The organism is Pedobacter lithocola (genome assembly GCF_042650845.1).
Classification (GTDB): Bacteria; Bacteroidota; Bacteroidia; order Sphingobacteriales; family Sphingobacteriaceae; genus Pedobacter; species Pedobacter lithocola.
Map to the genome: position 1 here is coordinate 902,513 of NZ_JBHSBW010000007.1, position 19,411 is coordinate 921,923.

A 19,411-nucleotide genomic window follows, 5' to 3' on the forward strand; every position below is an offset into this window, starting at 1 on the left:
CACTCATTAAAACTCCTTCATTCAAAATTAATTTAAGACGGGCAACTTATAATATGCAGGTTTTTTTTCTTCTTCAAAAACTACGTTTTCGAAATTGGTAACTACATTGTATAAAGTATCGCGTTCTATTGCTTTTCGCCCAACTTGCTTTATTAGATTTACCAATTCTCTGGTACTCATTGCAGGATTTTGCTCTTCAGCACCAGCCATGGAATAAATCTTAGTTGTATCATCAAGAGTGCCATCAATATCATCAACTCCATAATTTAAAGATAACTGAGCTGTTTCCCTACTAATCATTGCCCAATAAGCTTTAATGTGGTCAAAATTATCTAGATAAATTCTGGAAATGGCATAATTTCTTAAATCTTCTATCACAGAAGACTCAGCAACGTTGCTCATTTGATTATGCTGATTTCTAAATTTTAATGGAATGAAAGTTTGGAAACCGCCTGTTTTATCTTGCAACTGACGAAGTTTTTCCATGTGGTCAACACGATGCTCGAATTTTTCGATATGTCCGTAAAGCATTGTAGCATTACTTCTCATACCTAATTTGTGCCATTCTTCATGTATGGCTAACCATTGCTCGCCAGTACATTTATCTTTGGCAATTTGTTCTCTAATCTCAGGATGAAAAATTTCTGCACCACCACCCGGCATCGATTGTAAACCAGCATCTTTCATCAGCTTCATTCCTGTAGCATAATCAATTTTAGCTTTTTTAAAGATATAATGATATTCTACCGGCGTTAATGCCTTAACATGCAAATCAGGTCTGTGGGTTCTTATTGCTGTAAACAAAGCAGAGTAAAAATACACGTCGTATTGCGGCAAAACACCCCCAACAATATGAACTTCGGTAACGGGTTCACCGTCGTATTTTTTAACAATATCAAGCATTTGCTCCATCGTTAAAGCCCAACCCTCTTCTTTCTGTTTTATTAAACGAGAATACGAACAAAATTTGCAGTCGTAAACACAAAGATTTGTAGGTTCTAAATGGAAATTGCGATTGAAATAGGTTTTATCACCATGCTTTTCCTCACGAATAAAATTTGCTAACACACCTAAGTAACCTAACTCGGCGTGTTCGTATAAATAAACGCCTTCATCAAAAGTAATGCGTTGTTTTTGAAGTACTTTATGTGCGATATTTTGAAGTTCAGTTGATAATGAAGTATCAGCTAATATTTTTTCAACTTGCTCAGTTGTGTTCATTTCTGAATTATTTTACACAAAAATACAATATTGAGGCGATTTGAAAATCATTTTCTTGTAACAAACGAACAGTTTAATAGCTTTTTGATGCATTAGTTGTTAATTGATTAATCATTTGTTCATTTGTCATTGGGGTCAAGCGCAATAACAAATGATACGAATGAAATACTGAACGAATGATACAAATGAACTGAAATAAAAAAAGCACCTCTTTGCAGAAGTGCTTTTATATATTAATAAAGTGATTTTAATTATTTCGCAGCAGGTACAAAAGTTAAAATGATGTTTGCTGTTTTACCACCAAATTCAATTGGCGATTTCATTACCATTTGAGTGCTTGAAAGTTCTGTTAAAACTAAACGGTAACCTTCTGTTACATTTTTAGCCTTATCGCCTTCAAATATTTTTTTGAATTGGAAAGTTTCTTCTTTAGGAGCAGCTGACCAGAAAATAGTTTGCATTACCGAACCGCAAGTGCTTGATGCTGGTAAAGTATATGAACCGTTTCCGCTGTTTGTTAAATTCCAGGTACTTCCTTCAAAGCATTTGTAAGATTTTTCTCCGAATAAACCTTGTACAGCGCCATCTGGTAAACCATCTAAAGCCACATTACTAACTACCCATTCGCGAACAACAGTACCTCTGCTACCTGTTACACCGGCAGTAACCCTTTTTGCAGTATTACAGCTTTGTAACATTACTAAAGTAGAACATGCTATCGCGATAGCTATAAATAATCTTTTCATTTTGTTTAATTTAATTTTTGCAAATCTGATTACATAAATCTTGCCAAAACAAATATGAACCTTAAATTAGCGCCAAATTATTAAATTGCGTTGCAATAAATTTGCACTAACTCCAATCATCATGAAACCCGAAACCCTTGCTATTCACGCCTCTAATCTTGTAAAAAATACTACTGGTGATGTAACCCCACCGATAAATTTATCAACAACTTTTTTTCGTGATGAAAATGGCGGTTACCCGGGTGGACACATGTATAGCCGCGTGAGTAACCCAAACCGGTCTGCTTTAGAAAACACTGTAGCTAAATTGGAGTATGGCGAAGATGCTGCAGCTTTTGCATCGGGTAATAATTGTGGCATGAGTTTGTTTCAGGCGTTAAAACCTGGTAGCCATATTATTGCGCCTGATGATATGTATTGGGGCATTAAAAAGCAATTGCTAACCATATTTAATGAGATTTTAGAATTCGATTTTATCGACCAAACCGATTTAAGCCTGATAGCAAGTAGCATTAAAACCAATACCCAGTTAATATGGATTGAAACCCCATCAAACCCACTATTAAAAATCACAGATATAGAAGAAATAGCCAAAATTGCAAAAGCGCATCACATTACTTTAGCATGCGATAGCACATTTGCATCTCCTATTCTGCAAAACCCGATTTTATTGGGCGCTGATATCGTTATGCATAGTAGTACAAAATATCTTGGTGGCCACAGCGATGTTTTGGGTGGAATTTTAGTAACCGCTAAAAAGGATGAACTTTGGGAGAAAATCAAAAACATACAACAAACAGGCGGTGCCGTTCCATCACCTTTTGATTGCTTTTTATTGTGCAGAAGTATCAAAACATTGGCTTACCGAATGAAAGGGCATTGCGATAACGGGAAAAAAGTTGCTCAGTTTTTGGCTAACCATCCAAAAGTTGAGGCAGTTTTCTTCCCTGGGTTGGCAACGCACCCTCAACATGAAATTGCCAAAAAGCAAATGAAAGATTTTGGCGGAATGATGTCATTTTTAGTTAAAGGAGATGTACATGCAACAAGTAAGGTGGTAAACAGCGTTAAGTTATTTGCACAAGCCACAAGTTTAGGCGGTGTAGAAAGCTTAATAGAACACAGATATTCTGTTGAAGGACCAGATAGCAAAACACCAAAAAATTTACTAAGAATTTCTGTTGGTTTAGAGCATGTAGATGATATTATAGCCGATTTAGAACAAGCATTAGGATAAATGGATATCATTCATCGCCACGTATTAAGGTATTTAAAGTTTTAGTCAAAAATAGTTTTCCTTGAATTCATATTCTGTGGGTATTTATTATCATTATTTTTTGGAAACGTACGTTCAGTAATCCTTTTGATTTTGCAGTCCCGCTTTGCATTACAAGCCCAATGAAAATCGGGGCTTTTCATTGCAATCGGGTTTATTTAACAAAGTTGAGGTGCTTTTGGGGAAGTTTATAAAAAGTATTATGCCCACAATCATTCCCGAACATTTGGGGAATAATAGGAGCAATTTTGAAAACTCAATTTCCGTGAACTTTGAGTTTTTGTAGCAATTTTATCACCATGATTTTTTGGAAACGTACGTTCAGTAATCCTTTTGATATTTCAGCCCCGATTTGCATTACAATCCCAATGAAAAACTGGGGCTTTTCATTGCAATCGGGTTTACGAACAAAGGTTTGCGAATTTCGCAAACCCTTAAAATGGAACACTACATTTGCAAAATAGCCCCGGTTGAAGCGAACACGAAGCAACAGCCATTTCGGCTGTTAGCACAGTAAAGCGTAAAACGGGAACAAATTTAGTTTCTTGAACAAGCCTTGCGCTTCTAAAAAGTATTAACCACTTAAAATATTTCAAATCAGTTTGATTTTTTTTGGAAACGTACGTTCAGTAATCCTTTTGATATTGCAGTCCCGCTTTACATTACAAGCCCAATGATAAATTGGGGCTTTTCATTGCAATCGGGTTTACGAACAACGGTTTGCGCATTTCGCAAACCCTTAAAATGGAATACTACATTTGCAAAATAGCCCCGGTTGAAGCGAACACGAAGCAATATCCATTTCGGCAGTTAGCGGAGTACAGCGTAAAACGGGAACAAATTTAGTTTATTGCACAAACCTTGCGCTGCTAAAAAACATGAAATTAAATGTTTTTATTTTGTAGAATACAGGCGATAGACAAGCAGCTAGAGATTGTGCTTCGTACCTAGCAAAGACAACTACTAATACAGCAGAGATATTAACACTCAACTTCGTTGTCTCTGTGATTCTTCTTTTTACGTGCTTGGCTGTAAAAATTAATTTGATATTATTAGACCGTTTTTTAACTATCTCAGTAATCCTAAAATTCCAAACGATACAACTATTGCAATTCCAAAACTCAGGAGTGTTCCAATCAAAACATATTCGGTTAATTTTAAATCGTGTGCTTCTTTTAAATCTCCAAAGCGGAAGATAGATTTTGCTGCAAGCAAAAATCCAACAGCCTCAAAATGATTGGTTAAAATAAAAACGAAAATTAAAACACGTTCTAAAATCCCAATATACTTACCTGCATTTTGTAACGATTTCGGACTTTCATCATCACTTTCTGGCAACCATTTCGCAATAATTACTTTCATAATGATGGAAGTAGGCATGGTTAAAAATAACACTCCTAAAATTAAAAACCATGTTTTAGTTTCATATAAAAAACTAATATCTAAATAACCCTTGTAAAATATATGCCAAACCAATACAATCGAACTGATATGTAAAATCTGGTCGGCAAAAAACAATATTCTAGCATTTTTCTTGGTTTGAAATATTGATTTTAAAGCATCAATAACAAAATGCAACACACCAATTGATAAAGCTACTTTCCAAACATTAAAACTTAAAAAAACAACAAATATCAAAACCACATGCACTAGCACGTGTAAATATAATTTGCCCGATTTAAGTTTATTTTTTTCTTTATCCTTCACCCAGGCATTTGGCTGCAAAAAGAAATCGCCAATTAAATGAGCAATAATAATTTTGATTAAATAGATTTCCATTATTTAGAGCTCGTTAGGTTTAATTTTTTGCGGTACAATTTATCCATTTCCATTAGCTCAGAATAATTTGCACGTTTTAAAGCTCCACTTACAAGCGGCTGTGTTCTTCCCGAAAGCACAGCCAGTTCATTTTGCGATACATGCTCATGCTCTAAAGCCAGTTTTACCATTTCGGCAGCCACCACTCCCCAACCGTTCATTGCAATTAAAGCCAATTTAATTAAAATATTAATTTCTTCATCAAATTCTGGGTAATCCGTTTTAATTGCAAGATTAACTTTACCCTGTTTTAAGCCATCAAAGGCAATCCCCGAGTTTACAAAAGCATCGCCATTCGATTCAGAAAGCTTTTTACGTTTATTTTTAGCTTCGCCAATGCCAATTCCCATCCTTACATCTGCTGGTTTATTTATTCTAATACAAGCCTTTAAATATGCAGCTGTGCGGATGGCATTTTCTGGTTCAACTTCTACCTGAAAGCTATCACCACGAAATATTTCCCACTTATCATTGTGTATTGAAATAGTTTTTAAAGCTTTTTTTAAACTGATTAACCAGCTATCTTTAATCTTTCTTGAGCCTACAATATCACCTGTTATAATGCAAATCATAATACAATATCGAAATATTTTATCAAATCACAAAAAATATCTGCTAATTACCAGATATTTCAATTTATCTGCTATTTACCAGATATTTTAATTTATCTGCTAATTAGCAGATATTAATAAAAAACTTATGTTATAATCTGTTGTTATATAAACATGTCTTTAATCGAATTTACTAAAAGAGGTATTTATTGTAAGCAGGGCGATTTTTACGTAGATCCTTGGTGGCCTGTAGATTATGCAGTTACTACGCATGGCCATAGCGACCATGTTCGTTTTGGCAATAAACATTACCTCTGCCATACACTTACCAAACCTATTATTAAACAACGTATTAGTGAAGATTTAGACGTAGAAACGCTAAATTATGGCGAAAGTATTGTTCGAAACGGAGTAAATATTTCATTTTTTCCAGCAGGGCATATTATTGGTTCAGCACAAGTTCGATTAGAATATAAAGGGGAAATCTGTGTAATCTCTGGCGATTATAAAACAGAAGATGATGGAATTAGTGATGTATATGAACCTGTAAAATGCCATTCATTTGTATCTGAAAGCACTTTTGGCCTGCCTGTTTACAAATGGCAAAAACAAAATATTGTATTTGATGGGATTAAAAGTTGGATTAGCGATAACATTCAAAATCAAAAAACCAGTGTATTAATTGCTTACAGCTTGGGTAAAGCACAACGCTTAATTAAAAACCTGGCGGGTAACGTACCCATTTACGTTCACAATAGTATTGCAAACCTAAACGAGGTAATTATTAATGCTGGTGTAAACTTACCCGAAACCATCCGAATTACACCAGAAACCACAAAAGATGAATTGCAGAAAGGCATCGTAATTGTTCCACCAGCAATGAGAGATAGCCGCTGGATTAAGAATTTATCGCATCCGGTTACTGGTATCTGTTCTGGCTGGATGCAGGTTCGGGCGCATCGCCGCTGGCAAAGTGCAGATGCAGGTTTTGCTTTAAGTGATCATGCAGATTGGACAGGCTTGATGGATGCAATAACTGCAACTGGAGCCGAAAAAGTGTATGTTACGCATGGTTTTACGGCAGCATTTAGTAGGTTTTTAAATGATAGCGGCATCGAATCGGAAGAAGTAATTACAAAATTCGGTCAGGAAGATGATGAAGAAAATAAGGTTGATTTAGCTGATGCTGAAAATCAAAATTCTGAAACCAATAATCAAAAATCAGAATGAAACGTTTTGCAAAACTTATCCAACAGCTAGAGCTGAGCAATAAAACGAACGATAAAATTGCGGCGCTGGTAGATTATTTCAATTATGCCGATGATAAAGATAAAATTTGGGTGGTGGCTTTGTTTACGGGTAAAAAACCCAGGCGACCAATTAAATCGGCCTTACTTAAATATTGGGCAATTGAGATTACACAAACCCCCGAATGGCTATTTTCTGAGAGCCACTCGAACGTTGGCGATTTAAGTGAAACTATTGCTCTGCTCCTTCCACCAGCAGAAAACACATCTGATTTTCAACTCCATAAATGGATTGAAGACTTGCATGATTTAGAGGGAAAAGATGATGAAACAAAAAAGAATTTCATTTTAAATGCCTGGAACACACTCGAAACACAAGAACGTTTCATCTTTAACAAACTGATTTCTGGTAATTTCCGAATTGGTGTTTCTAACAAAATGCTGGTAAACGCCTTGGCTAAACAAAGCAGTTTGGATAGCGCACAAATTATGCACAGCATAATGGGTAAATGGAATCCATACGAGATTACTTTTACCGAGTTGATTAATGGCGTACACGTAAATACAGATAATTCGTGGCCGTACCCATTTTGCCTAGCGTACGCGTTAGAGCAAGAAACAGAGAAGTTGGGTGAAATTTCTCAGTGGCAAGCTGAATGGAAATGGGATGGTATTCGCGGGCAAATTGTAAAGCGAAACGGCGAACTTTTTATCTGGAGCCGTGGTGAAGAACTGGTAACCGAACAATTCCCCGAACTACACTTTTTAATTGATGTTTTACCGGATGGTGTGGTTTTAGATGGAGAAATTCTGGCAGTTCAAAATAAACAAGTCTTATCATTTAGTACTTTACAACAACGTTTAAACCGCAAAACGATAAATAAAAAACAGCTTGAAGATGCACCAATTGGATTTTTTGTTTATGATATTTTAGAATTTGAGGCTACTGATTTCCGTGAGCAACCGCTTAGCGAAAGAAGAAAAATATTATCACAATTAATTGGCGGCTTGGAAGAAAGTGCTGTTATCCTCTCTCCTGTGATCGAATGTAAAAATTGGGAAGAACTTGCGGAGTTAAGGCAAACCTCACGCTCCATAAATAGCGAAGGAATTATGCTTAAAAAACTTAGTTCTCATTATCATAGCGGTCGCAAGCGCGGCGATTGGTGGAAATGGAAAATTAATCCCTACACGGTTGATGCGGTGATGATTTACGCACAAAAAGGTAGCGGACGCAGGGCTAATTTTTTTACCGATTATACTTTTGCCGTCCGCGATGGTGAAAATTTGGTAACCATTGCAAAGGCATATTCTGGTTTAACAGATAAGGAGATAAAGGAAGTAAATTCTTTTGTAACCAGAAATGCAATTGAAAAATTTGGCCCAGTAAGAACTGTAAAACCCGAATTGGTTTTCGAAATTGCATTTGAGGGAATTGCCGAAAGTAAGCGACATAAAGCAGGTCTGGCCCTTCGTTTCCCACGAATTTTACGTTGGCGGAAAGATAAAAAAGCCGCAGAAATTAATACATTGGAAGATTTAAGACAATTGCTGGCATCAACATTTATAAATGAATAGAAAAGCAAGTTTCTGTATTTATAGGAACCGACAGTCCTGCCATACGCTTTACTCACCCGATAAAGAATCGGGTTTCATGCTCGCTACTGTCAGGTTTAAATTACTTAGGTTTACCCTACTATCTTAAACCCGACAGACGCGGAAATACTTTTTGCTGCATTTAACTGAATGAGATTGTATCATCTTTCATAATCGCAAAAGCAATAAAGAAAGTAGAACAGACAAAAAGATTGTAGCAAATGGCGGGACTGATGCGACCGAAGAATTACTACAAATGCTTTTAAAAAATTAAATTAAAAAAAAATCAGTGCAATATTTAAGCATGGACCAAACCAAAACCAAAGGTTATAAAAAGATAAAATCATGGCTTAAAGCCAATAAGCGCAAGCCTTTTCAGTTCCAGGAAGATGCTTGGCAATACTACCTTAACGGTTATAGTGGTTTGGTTAATGCTCCAACTGGTTTTGGCAAAACCTTTTCCTTATTTTTAGCGGTTGCAATTGAGGCTTTAAATGCATCGGAGGCGAGCAATAAAAAAGCAAAAGACCGCCTGCAATTGATTTGGATTACGCCATTGCGTTCTTTAGCTAAAGATTTGGCCAGAGCCATGCGAGAAACTTTGCTGGAGCTGGAATTAGATTGGCATGTGGGTGTTCGAAATGGCGATACCTCGCAAGCAGAAAAGGTCCAGCAGAAGAAATCGATGCCCGAAATTTTATTGATTACGCCCGAAAGTTTGCACTTGCTTTTGGCTCAGAAAGGCTCTTCGTTATTATTTAAAAACCTTAAATGTATTGTGGCTGATGAGTGGCACGAACTTTTGGGCAGCAAGCGTGGCGTGTTGGTAGAACTTGCCGTTTCGAGAATAAAAGGATTACAAAAACTAGAAAAAAACCAATTTTTAAGGGTTTGGGGAATTTCTGCCACCATTGGAAATATTGATGAGGCTTTGGATGTTTTAGAACCTGACGAAACCGCCAAAAGAATTATTATTAAGGCCAATTTAGAGAAGAAAATTATTATCAAATCGATTTTACCAGATGATATTGAAACTTTACCATGGGCGGGGCATTTGGGTTTAAAATTAGCCTACAAGCTGTTGCCAATCATCGAGAAAAGTAAAACCACATTAATTTTCATAAACACCCGCGGGCAATCGGAAATGTGGTACCAGCATTTGCTTAATATAGAACCCGAATTGGCCGGTAGAATTGCCATACACCATGGTTCTATAGATTTTGAACTTCGAAATTGGATTGAAGATGCCCTGCATACTGGTCAGCTAAAGGCTGTTATAGCAACCTCATCGTTAGATTTAGGAGTTGATTTTAAGCCTGTAGATACGGTTGTGCAAGTGGGCTCGCCGAAGGGTGTTGCCCGGTTTTTGCAAAGGGCTGGTCGCTCGGGGCATTCGCCTCACGAGGTGTCAAAAATTTATTTTCTACCTACTCACGCTTTAGAATTGGTAGAGGCAGCTGCGATTAAAGAGGCGGCAAAAACCAACAATATAGAAAGTCGCGAGCCTTTTATTATGGTTTTTGATACCTTAATTCAGTACCTGGTAACCCTTGCCATAGGCGATGGCTTTGATGACAAAATTATTTACGAGGAAATTAAAAATACCCACGCTTTCAAAATGATTTTGCCCGAAGAATGGACTTGGGTAATGCAGTTTATTACTTCGGGTGGCGATAGTTTGAGTGCCTATACCGAATTTAAAAAGGTTACCAAAGATGAAGATGGATTGTGGAAAGTAAAAAGCAGGCAGCTTGCCATGCGCCATCGTTTACATATTGGTACGATTGTAAGCGATGCAATGTTGAAAGTAAAATTCCTTTCTGGTGGTTACATTGGAATGGTTGAGGAGTATTTTGTTACCCGTTTAAAGGCAGGCGATAATTTCCGTTTAGCAGGTAGGGTTTTAGAATTTGTGCATGTAAAAGATATGACGGTAATTGTTCGCGTGAGCAAACAACATAATGCCATTTCGCCTAGCTGGAATGGTGGTAGATTACCTCTCTCATCTAACTTAGGGTCGGTATTGCGCAAAAAATATAACGAGGCTTTAGATAAAACCCATCAGGATGAAGAACTGGATGTGGTTTGTCCTTTATTTTTACTTCAGCAAGAACGTTCTCATGTACCAAGAAATGATGAGTTATTAATCGAACTTATTAACAATAAAGAGGGCTTTCATCTATTTGCTTATCCTTTTGAGGGAAGATTGGTACACGAGGTTTTAGCGGCTTTAGTAGCTTACCGATTAAGTAAGTTGCTGCCAATCAGTTTTTCTATTGCGATGAATGATTACGGTTTTGAACTTTTAAGTGATATTGAAATCCCAATGGATGAATCAATCGCTTATGACGTATTTTCGCCTAAAAACTTAACAGAGGATATTACTTTGAGCATAAATTCAACAGAAATGGCACGACGGAAATTCAGGGATATCGCCTGTATCTCAGGTTTGGTTTTTCAAGGTTACCCGGGCAAATATGTTGCAAATAAACATTTACAGTCATCTGCAGGTTTATTTTTTAATGTTTTTAGTGATTACGATAAACATAATCTACTTTTGCGCCAAGCGTACGATGAAGTTTTCTACCAGCAATTAGAAGAACCCAGATTGGCTGCAGCTTTAGAAAGGATTCAGAACAGTGAGGTGATTATTACCAACCCTAAAAGTTTTACACCGCTATCTTTCCCGATTAAAGTAGATAGTTTGAGGGAAAATATGAGTTCGGAAGAGTTGGAACAAAGAATTGCAAGAATGAAAGCAGAATCGGAGAAAATAAAATAAGTATTTGGTCCTGGCCGGACAGGTTTGTTTCTTTTGACAACAAAAGAAACAAAATTGCCGGCTGAAGATTTTTGTATTAAAGTAAGTGAGTAGGCCTTGCATCTACTCTCCCAAAAATTTGTTAGGTCGGTTTAAAGTAGAACGAAGATTTTCTTCTCAGGCTTAGCTGGATGAAATGCATCACTTAGAAAAACGAATTATTAATGACCATAACAAGCCACGGTGAAGAACTGATTTTAGATAAAGAAAGGGCTTTATACTTACCACAACATCAACTTCTAGCCATCAGCGATTTGCATTTAGGCAAGTCTGCACATTTCCGCTCAGCTGGTGTTCAGGTGCCATCTACGATTGCACAAAATGATTTGCAAAGATTAGGTTTGCTTATCGAAAAATACCAACCAAAAACTTTATTAATTAACGGTGATATGTTTCATCATGGTTTAAACACTGATATTGACGAATTTTCTGAATGGAGAAAGCGATATCTGGAATTAAATTTCTTACTAGTAAAAGGAAATCACGATAGATTGGCTAATGCCGACTATGCATCGATGCAAATCGATATTCACGAGCCTAGTTTCTGTTTAGGTCCTTTCTGTTTTATTCATGATGCGCCAAAATGTACGGAAGAAGAATTATATCCTATTAGTGGACATATTCATCCGGGAGTAAGTATTGTGGGCAAAGCAAAGCAACGATTAAAATTTCCTTGTTTTTATTTTGGTAAGGAATATGCCGTGTTGCCAGCTTTCAGCACGTTTACAGGTTTGTATAATATTTATCCTAAAGCTAGTGAAGAAATATTTGCGGTAACGCCGAATAGTGTGGTAAAGGTTTAAGAATGTATCTCGATTATTTGTTTTAATTGTGAGGCTTGTAAAACACCACTTTGCCTCCAAATCTGTTTACCATTTTTGAATAGCATAAGCGTTGGTACACTTTGCACATTGTAAGATGCAGCAGCAGCTTGGTTTTTATCAATATCAATCTTAATAATTGAAACTGAATCGCCAAGCTGCGATTTTAATTGCTCTAAAATGGGTTTCATCATTTTGCAAGGACCACACCATTCAGCAAAAAAATCAACCAAGACAGGCTTATCGCCATTAATTAATTCTGAAAATTTTGACATCATTTTGGTTTAATAAATGAACAATCGCAGTGAGATATGGTTTTTGATAATCCTATTTGAGCATAGATATTGTATTATTGAAGATCGACTAGTCCGCCTAATAATTTTTCTCTAAATAGAAGAAAGTAAGAGTTAAGCCACAACGCCTAAATCTTCTTGTATTGCTTCAACCCAATTATCAAATAAACTTTGCTCAATCTTAATTACTTCAGCTGCATATTTTTCCCAATCGTTAGAAAAGCCAGCCAATTGATTAATCATTTCCTCTAAATGCCCTTCTTCTTCTAAAATGATTGATTTAACATTTACCTTACTTTTTGCATTATCCAAAACAGATTGGTAAATTGGATAAAGTTCATCAGCACGAACTTCAATGGCATAGGTAACAAAAAGATATGCCGCAAATTTTAATTCGTAACCAGATAGATTAAATTCTGCTTTTAAATACCTGCAAACGGCAATATCCAAAGCATGTAAGTAATATTTGGTTTGATTTGGTGATAGCAACTCTGCATTGGTATATGTTTTACAAAGTGATTCATCAAGTTTGGAAAGCTGTTTCTTTAAATAATATGCATGGCGATGTTCTTCAGCGGCATGCTTTAAAATTATCAGATTTACGTTTTCTTTATGTTCGGATGCTGAAATCTTTTTAGCACCTGCATTTTCCATATAAGATAACGTATTTAACCATTTGGAATGCAATACGTTATCAGCAACTATCGATTTTAATATTGAATCTAGCATTTTAATTTTTAAACTTCTTGGGCCTACCTAAAAATTATTAATATAATTAAATTTCTCTGTTGAAATCCCAATTTTCTAAATAATCAGCTACTCTACGCACAAACATTCCACCTAAAGAGCCATCTACAACTCTATGATCGTAAGATAACGACAAAAACATCATGTGGCGAATTGCGATAACATCACCATGTTCGGTTTCTAACACAGCTGGTTTCTTTTTAATGGCACCTACCGCTAAAATGGCAACTTGTGGCTGATTAATGATTGGTGTTCCCATCACATTACCAAAAGTACCAACATTTGTTAATGTAAAAGTTCCACCTTGGGTTTCATCTGGTTTTAGTTTAGAAATCCTCGCCCTACCTGCCAAATCGTTTACGGCCTTTGTTAATCCTACAAGATTAAGCTGGTCTGCATTTCGAATTACCGGAACTATTAGGTTTCCACTTGGTAAGGCAGCCGCCATACCTATATTAATATCGCGTTTTTTGATGATTTGCGTTCCATTTACAGAAACATTAACCATCGGAAAATCTTTTATTGCTTTAGCTACGGCTTCGACGAAAATTGGCGTGAAGGTTATTTTTTCATTCTCACGTTTTTCAAAGCTATTTTTTACTTTGTTGCGCCATAAAACCATATTTGTAACATCGGCTTCAACAAATGAAGTTACGTGTGGCGAAGTTTGTACACTCATCACCATGTGGTCGGCAATAAGTTTACGCATTCTATCCATCTCAATAATTTCATCACCACCAGAAACAGATGTAACTGATGTTTTATTTGGTATTGATGGCTGGCTTGGAGCAGGCTTTTCTACAGCAGTTTGAGCTGGTTTAGCTGCTTCAATTGTTTTAGTTGATGCTGCTTGTCCACCGTTTTTACTTGCTACATAACTTAATAAATCATCTTTATTTAATCTACCATCAGCACCTGAACCTTTGATGGAATCAAGCTCTTGGATAGAAATATTTTCTTGTGCAGCGATACTTTTTACCAATGGAGAATAAAAACGATCAGACGAGTTGGAATCATTTTGGACAACAGCATTTTCTACTGGCAATTGTTCAATACCTGGAATGATTTCTGGCTTTTCCTCAACTGCTGGCGCAGTGGCAACAGGCTCTTCAGTCTTTACATCATCTCCACCTTCAGTTTCTATAATTGCAATTACATCACCTACTTGCGCAACTTCATCTTCTTTAAATAGCTGTTTTACCAATTTACCTGCAACTGGTGATGGCACTTCAGAATCTACCTTATCAGTTGCTATTTCTAAAATGGTATCATCCAAATCAATAGAATCACCAGGTTGTTTTACCCATTTAATTACTGTTGCTTCAGCAACACTTTCACCCATTTTTGGTAATAACAGTTCGTATTGAGCCATATTTTATTACAGTATTATATATTGGTATTGCGACAAAAATACAGTTTTTATTCGTTGTGTTGGTCTTCTCTAAGTAGATTTAATAACATCATTAATGCAGATGCAGCAGACCGTTCGATATTTTGAATGCGTTTATTGCTGAAATTAAACACTTTAGCAACCGTTTTATTTTTATTAGAAATTGCAATCCAAACGGTACCTACAGGTTTATCTTCTGTTCCTCCATCCGGACCAGCAATTCCACTAACTGCTATGGAATAATCTGTTTTGAATTGTTTTATTGCACCCTCGGCCATTTCCGTTACAGTTTCTTCGCTTACAGCACCAAATTTAGTTAATGTACTTTCTTTAACACCTAAAATTGATTCTTTCAACTCGTAAGCGTACGCGACAGCACCACCGTAATAAACTGAAGAGCAGCCTGGATGCTGCGTTATTAAATGTGCGATATAACCACCGGTACAACTTTCTGCAGTAGATAAGGTTAAGCCTTGCTTTTTCATGATGTCGATAATTGCCTTCTCCAAAGGAATATCGTCATCTATAACAACAAATTTTTTAACCTTTGCTATGATTTGATTTGCATATTCATCAACTTCTACTTTTAAGTTAGCTTCATTTTCTCCTTTAGCAGATAAACGCAAACGTACCTGACCAAGTTTAGGTAAATAAGCTAATTTGATGTGAGCAGGTAAATTATCTTCAATTTCCTCAAGCTCTTTAGCTAAAAACGATTCGCCAATATTTGCTGTAAGAATGGTTTTATGAACAATAAATGGAAGTTTAAAACGACTGGTAATTCTAGGTAAAATTTCATCATCCACTAAATACATCATCTCATACGGAACGCCCGGCATAGATACAAAAATCTTATCATTTTGCTCAAACCACATACATGGCGCAGTTCCATTTCTGTTAACAATCACTTCGCAACCCTCAGGAACATCAGCTTGCTGCATATTGATATCAAGTAACGGACGATTGTATTTTTTGAAGATTGAAGTCACCATTTCAAGTGCGCCTTCATCTCTCCTAAAACCCATTCCGAAATACTTTGCTAATGTTTTTTTGGTGATATCATCCTTCGTTGGACCTAAGCCACCAGTGATTAAAATAATTTCTGCCCGTTTTTCTGCATCAGCTAATGCCTGCAAAATATGATTTTCATCATCAGATACTGAAGTGATTTGCTTTACAGACACACCAATAGCATTAAGTTGTTTTGCCATCCAGGCAGAATTGGTATCTACGATTTGGCCAATGAGGATTTCATCGCCAATAGTTATAATTTCGGCTAACATAATTTATTGGTAGGTGTTATAAAAACCTTGTCTTTTACTCAGTTTTAAATCTTGCAATATCGATGACTTAACTTTAATGGTTACAGAATAACTTTTATAAGCACCGTATGGAATCCAGTTTACACTCATATCCCAGCAATGCAAATCTCGATAAATGGCAATGTTCATTGGAGTTAAACCTCTGTTTTTAAAATCGTAACCAGAGTTAAAGGTAAACTTCCATTTTGGCGTTAAGTTAAAATCGCCATTAAAATTTAAGGTATTCGTAATTGTGCTAACGCCTAAATTGTTCGTATAATCAAACCTGTATTGAAAGGCAAAGTTCCATGGAATATTAAAATCTACGAAAGCATTTGGATCGCGGTTAAGGGCATTTAGCTGTTCTGATTGTAAAGGCGTCATACCTTGTTTTTCAACCTGACCCTTTAATGCATCATAATTTTCATTTTTCTTTTTAACAGCAGCAGCATTAAATCCATAATCGAAAGAAAAACCAAAATTGGTTAATCTAGGGAAGTATTTTCCATCTTGCCAAAAGTATCTATCAATTTCTACGTTTTGAACAAAGACGCCATTATTTGTTGAATCGCGAAGCACATAAGGATTCAGCGTTCCATTATAATTTATGCCTAATTTATCAGTAAACTGCGAGCGACCGCTAAAACTAATCGGGGTTAGCTTTTTTGATGGCGCCAATAAGTTATATGAACCGCTAAAACTCAAACCCTGTATTATGGGGATTTTTCTAAAACCAGTTCCGGTGGTATCTTTTGGTGAGCGAACTTTTAATTCTGTTGTATTATCCAAAATGAACCCAATGGAGGCTTGTTCGGTAGAAAAAGAGCCTGGAAATGCCATACCCTCCAATGTAGAATAAGTAACTGGTCTGCCGGTACTTGGATTTATTAAAAACCTTCCATTTTGGTCGATTGCTTCTTTAAAGATGCCTTTACTTGGGTCAGTAAAATCAGGAGAATAACTAAAGCTTACAGAAGGTGTCATTATATGACGCAATTGCTGAATGTTACCTAGGTTTTTAAATTCCCTTGTTTTACCATACACCTTTGTTGACATACTGGTTGATAAATTGTAACTTCCTCCACGTTTAAAGCCACTTAAAGTATCGATTCTTGATGTATAGGTTCCATCTGTAAACGAAGTAAATCTTTTATTAATCGACTGAAAATTCCAAACTTCATTATAAGTACCACCCATACTAAAGGTTAAATACTTTAAAAGTGTAAAGTTCATACCGATAGGAATGCTATGACTAAAACCGGTCTGCAATTTTCTCAATCCCTCAGGTTTAAATAAAACGCTATCGGCGGTACTGATGGTGTTGTTACCTTGAAGACTATAGCCGACTGTAATTTTCTGATACCACTTCTGTTCACCGCTTCTGTTTTTTGAATCAAACGGACTTATTGTGGACATGTTTAAATTAAACTGTGGCAATTGCAAAAATATTTGCCTGCTGCTAAAAGTTTGTTGCGCACTTAGTGCAGTACTAAAATTAAATAAACCACCAGCCAAAACCTTTGAATACGCAATACTACTTGTTGATGTATTAGTGGCAATAGCGCTTTGATCGTAAGACGTATTAGCAGCTGTTGCCCTATAATATGTACTAGAACTTAAGTTTACGCTTGCTGTAAAAGTAGAACCAGGGCTTGCATTTGGATTTTGACTATGCGACCACCCTATTCTGAAGTTTTTACCGATGTTCTCTTGTCCTTGAATACCATTTTTAGTATTTGCATAATTGAGGTTAATGTTTCCATTAAATTTATACCTTTTAATATAGTTACTACTCAAAGTTGCCTCGTAAGAACCATTTGTATAAATTGTTCCCATTAGCTTGGCATCCCAAAAATCGTTTAAACCCAAATAATAACCAGCATTTTGCAAGAAAAATCCACGAGATGCATCCTCTCCCGGTGTTGGCAGAATTATACCAGAAGTTCTTTTATTTGTTTTAGGAAAAAATGCAAACGGTAAAGCAAATGGTGTTGGTACATCTTCAATTTGCATGTAAACCGGTCCAGTAATAATCTGTTTTTCAGTTGCAATGCCTTTACTAATCATTAAACCAAAATGTGGATGTGGCAAATTACATGTGCTATACATCATATTTTTGATGTGTAATTCATTATCTACCTGCTTTTTACTTTGACCTCCAGAAAAGAAACCACCTTCCTGTTCAGAATATACGCCGTAAACCTTTGCCCTAGTTGTTGCAGAATTATAATACAATGAATCTGCTACTGCCGAGCCCTCAGTACCCGATTTAAAAATTGGACGTCCAATATATCGCTTCGTTTTTGGGTCGGTTTTTCCGCTTGCGTAAATAATATTGTTTTTCTGATCGTAACGAATGTAATCGGCATCTAATTCAAAATCGCCATAAATTACTCGAGCATTTCCATACATATAAATTATGCTCTTGTCTTTGCTAAACCTTACAGAATCAGTGGCTTTATATTCGATTTTCTTATCAAGATCGCTATTATTTTTTACTTTGATTTTAGTCGTATCCTTCTTAGAAGTATCTTGTTGAACAAGTTGCTGCAATGAAAAACCAGAATATGCGTTAGCTTTATTAACATTGAATGTTAATAAAATGACAGAAATTAGTAAAATAGAGTTGCTAAGAAGTTTCAAATTCGTATTTGAATGTTATTTTTGCACAAATGTTTAATCAAAAACGTTCAAAATTAGTGAAAAATATACCATTGATGTATCTTAAAAACCTTTTAACACTTATTATTTGTTTAACACTCTTCAATACAATTGATAATCAAGCTATTGCGCAAGAATATAAAATTAAAACAATTGTTATTGATGCCGGCCACGGCGGTAAAGATGGCGCTACACATGGCGTTTATTCTAAAGAAAAAGATGTTGCTTTAAAAACAGCTTTAAATCTTGGAAAGGCAATTCAAGATAGTATTAAAGACATTCGAATTATATATACAAGAGAAACAGATGTGTTTATTCCCTTGTATGAAAGAATAAATATTGCAAATAATGCAAAAGCAGATTTATTTATCTCCATCCACCTTAATGATATGCCGGTGCGGGTTTCTAGAGTGGTAGATTACTACAAAAAAGTTAAAGGCAGAAAAGTTCCCGTTTACAGAACAATAACATCAAAAAGCACATCTACAAGAGGAACAGAAACCTTCGTATCAGGTACAGGAAGATTAGGCGAGCAGGATGAAGTTATCAAAAGGGAAAATGCAGCGATGTTTTTAGAAGATAACTATCAAAAGAATTACGAAGGCTTTATTGCGAATACACCCGAAAACGATATTATGCTATCGATTATGAAGCAAACCAATCGAGAAAGAAGTTTAAAATTTGCTTCGATGTTGCAGCAAGAATACATTAGCGCAGGTAGAATAAACCGTGGTGTACAAGAAAAAAGCCTTGCTGTTTTAGCCAGGGCATCAATGCCGGCAGTTTTAACGGAGATTGGTTTTGTTAGTAATCCTGAAGAAGAAGATTACATGAACTCTCCCGAAGGACAAAATGAAATTGTAAACGGAATTATTGAAGCGATAAAAAACTACAAACGACTAGCTGAAACATCGTTTTAATC

At 36.0% G+C, this 19,411-nt stretch carries 15 protein-coding genes; 6 read left to right on the forward strand and 9 right to left on the reverse strand.

From position 1 onward, the window contains the following. Positions 1-27: 27 nt before the first annotated feature. Together mqnE and ACFOWA_RS06265 are read right to left on the reverse strand one after the other, a co-directional pair. Positions 28-1,221 carry an aminofutalosine synthase MqnE gene (gene mqnE, locus ACFOWA_RS06260; RefSeq protein WP_378982920.1) on the reverse strand — a complete coding sequence of 398 codons (1,194 nt, stop codon included), beginning with the start codon at positions 1,219-1,221 and terminating at the stop codon, positions 28-30. 251 nt (positions 1,222-1,472) lie between these two features. Next, complete coding sequence (locus tag ACFOWA_RS06265; RefSeq protein ID WP_378982922.1) at positions 1,473-1,967, reverse strand: hypothetical protein; 495 nt, start codon at positions 1,965-1,967, stop codon at positions 1,473-1,475. Between the two features lie 121 nt (positions 1,968-2,088). Between ACFOWA_RS06265 and ACFOWA_RS06270 the strand changes: the two genes are divergently transcribed. Beyond that, positions 2,089-3,204, forward strand: coding sequence for a trans-sulfuration enzyme family protein (locus tag ACFOWA_RS06270; protein WP_378982924.1), 1,116 nt, complete (start codon positions 2,089-2,091; stop codon positions 3,202-3,204). A gap of 1,107 nt (positions 3,205-4,311) precedes the next feature. On the opposite strand, the gene ACFOWA_RS06275 is transcribed toward ACFOWA_RS06270, so the two are convergent. Together ACFOWA_RS06275 and ACFOWA_RS06280 are read right to left on the reverse strand one after the other, a co-directional pair. Continuing rightward, positions 4,312-5,022 (reverse strand): DUF3307 domain-containing protein, encoded by a 711-nt coding sequence (locus ACFOWA_RS06275; RefSeq protein ID WP_378982927.1) that lies wholly within the window; start codon positions 5,020-5,022, stop codon positions 4,312-4,314. Continuing rightward, positions 5,022-5,633 (reverse strand): SatD family protein, encoded by a 612-nt coding sequence (locus ACFOWA_RS06280; protein ID WP_378982930.1) that lies wholly within the window; start codon positions 5,631-5,633, stop codon positions 5,022-5,024. Before ACFOWA_RS06280 ends, ACFOWA_RS06275 begins: the two co-directional genes overlap by 1 nt. A gap of 153 nt (positions 5,634-5,786) precedes the next feature. On the opposite strand from ACFOWA_RS06280, the gene ACFOWA_RS06285 reads away from it, so the two are divergent. The 4 genes from ACFOWA_RS06285 (at position 5,787) to pdeM (ending at position 12,079) form a co-directional block, all read left to right on the forward strand. Continuing rightward, positions 5,787-6,842, forward strand: a complete 1,056-nt coding sequence (locus tag ACFOWA_RS06285) for a ligase-associated DNA damage response exonuclease (RefSeq protein ID WP_378982932.1) — start codon at positions 5,787-5,789, stop codon at positions 6,840-6,842. Then, positions 6,839-8,437 (forward strand): ATP-dependent DNA ligase, encoded by a 1,599-nt coding sequence (locus ACFOWA_RS06290; protein WP_378982935.1) that lies wholly within the window; start codon positions 6,839-6,841, stop codon positions 8,435-8,437. Before ACFOWA_RS06285 ends, ACFOWA_RS06290 begins: the two co-directional genes overlap by 4 nt. A gap of 322 nt (positions 8,438-8,759) precedes the next feature. Then, on the forward strand, positions 8,760-11,237 hold the full coding sequence (locus ACFOWA_RS06295; RefSeq protein ID WP_378982937.1) for a ligase-associated DNA damage response DEXH box helicase: 2,478 nt from the start codon (positions 8,760-8,762) through the stop codon (positions 11,235-11,237). A gap of 203 nt (positions 11,238-11,440) precedes the next feature. Next, positions 11,441-12,079, forward strand: a complete 639-nt coding sequence (gene pdeM / locus ACFOWA_RS06300) for a ligase-associated DNA damage response endonuclease PdeM (RefSeq protein ID WP_378982940.1) — start codon at positions 11,441-11,443, stop codon at positions 12,077-12,079. On the opposite strand, the gene trxA is transcribed toward pdeM, so the two are convergent. The 5 genes from trxA to ACFOWA_RS06325 form a co-directional block, all read right to left on the reverse strand. After that, positions 12,076-12,372: a thioredoxin gene (gene trxA / locus ACFOWA_RS06305; protein ID WP_378984128.1), complete on the reverse strand. Its 297-nt coding sequence runs from the start codon at positions 12,370-12,372 to the stop codon at positions 12,076-12,078. The two genes, pdeM and trxA, sit on opposite strands and share 4 nt — an antisense overlap. Positions 12,373-12,504: 132 nt before the next feature. Further along, positions 12,505-13,119, reverse strand: a complete 615-nt coding sequence (locus ACFOWA_RS06310; protein WP_378982941.1) for a hypothetical protein — start codon at positions 13,117-13,119, stop codon at positions 12,505-12,507. Positions 13,120-13,165: 46 nt separating this feature from the next. Further along, entirely contained in the window at positions 13,166-14,509 is a 1,344-nt protein-coding gene (locus tag ACFOWA_RS06315; RefSeq protein ID WP_378982943.1) for a dihydrolipoamide acetyltransferase family protein, read from the reverse strand. Between the two features lie 47 nt (positions 14,510-14,556). Further along, positions 14,557-15,810, reverse strand: a complete 1,254-nt coding sequence (locus ACFOWA_RS06320) for a competence/damage-inducible protein A (RefSeq protein ID WP_378982944.1) — start codon at positions 15,808-15,810, stop codon at positions 14,557-14,559. 3 nt (positions 15,811-15,813) lie between these two features. Continuing rightward, positions 15,814-18,471: a putative LPS assembly protein LptD gene (locus ACFOWA_RS06325; protein WP_378982946.1), complete on the reverse strand. Its 2,658-nt coding sequence runs from the start codon at positions 18,469-18,471 to the stop codon at positions 15,814-15,816. 74 nt (positions 18,472-18,545) lie between these two features. On the opposite strand from ACFOWA_RS06325, the gene ACFOWA_RS06330 reads away from it, so the two are divergent. Continuing rightward, positions 18,546-19,409: an N-acetylmuramoyl-L-alanine amidase family protein gene (locus tag ACFOWA_RS06330; protein WP_378984130.1), complete on the forward strand. Its 864-nt coding sequence runs from the start codon at positions 18,546-18,548 to the stop codon at positions 19,407-19,409. The last annotated feature ends 2 nt before the right edge of the window (positions 19,410-19,411 follow it).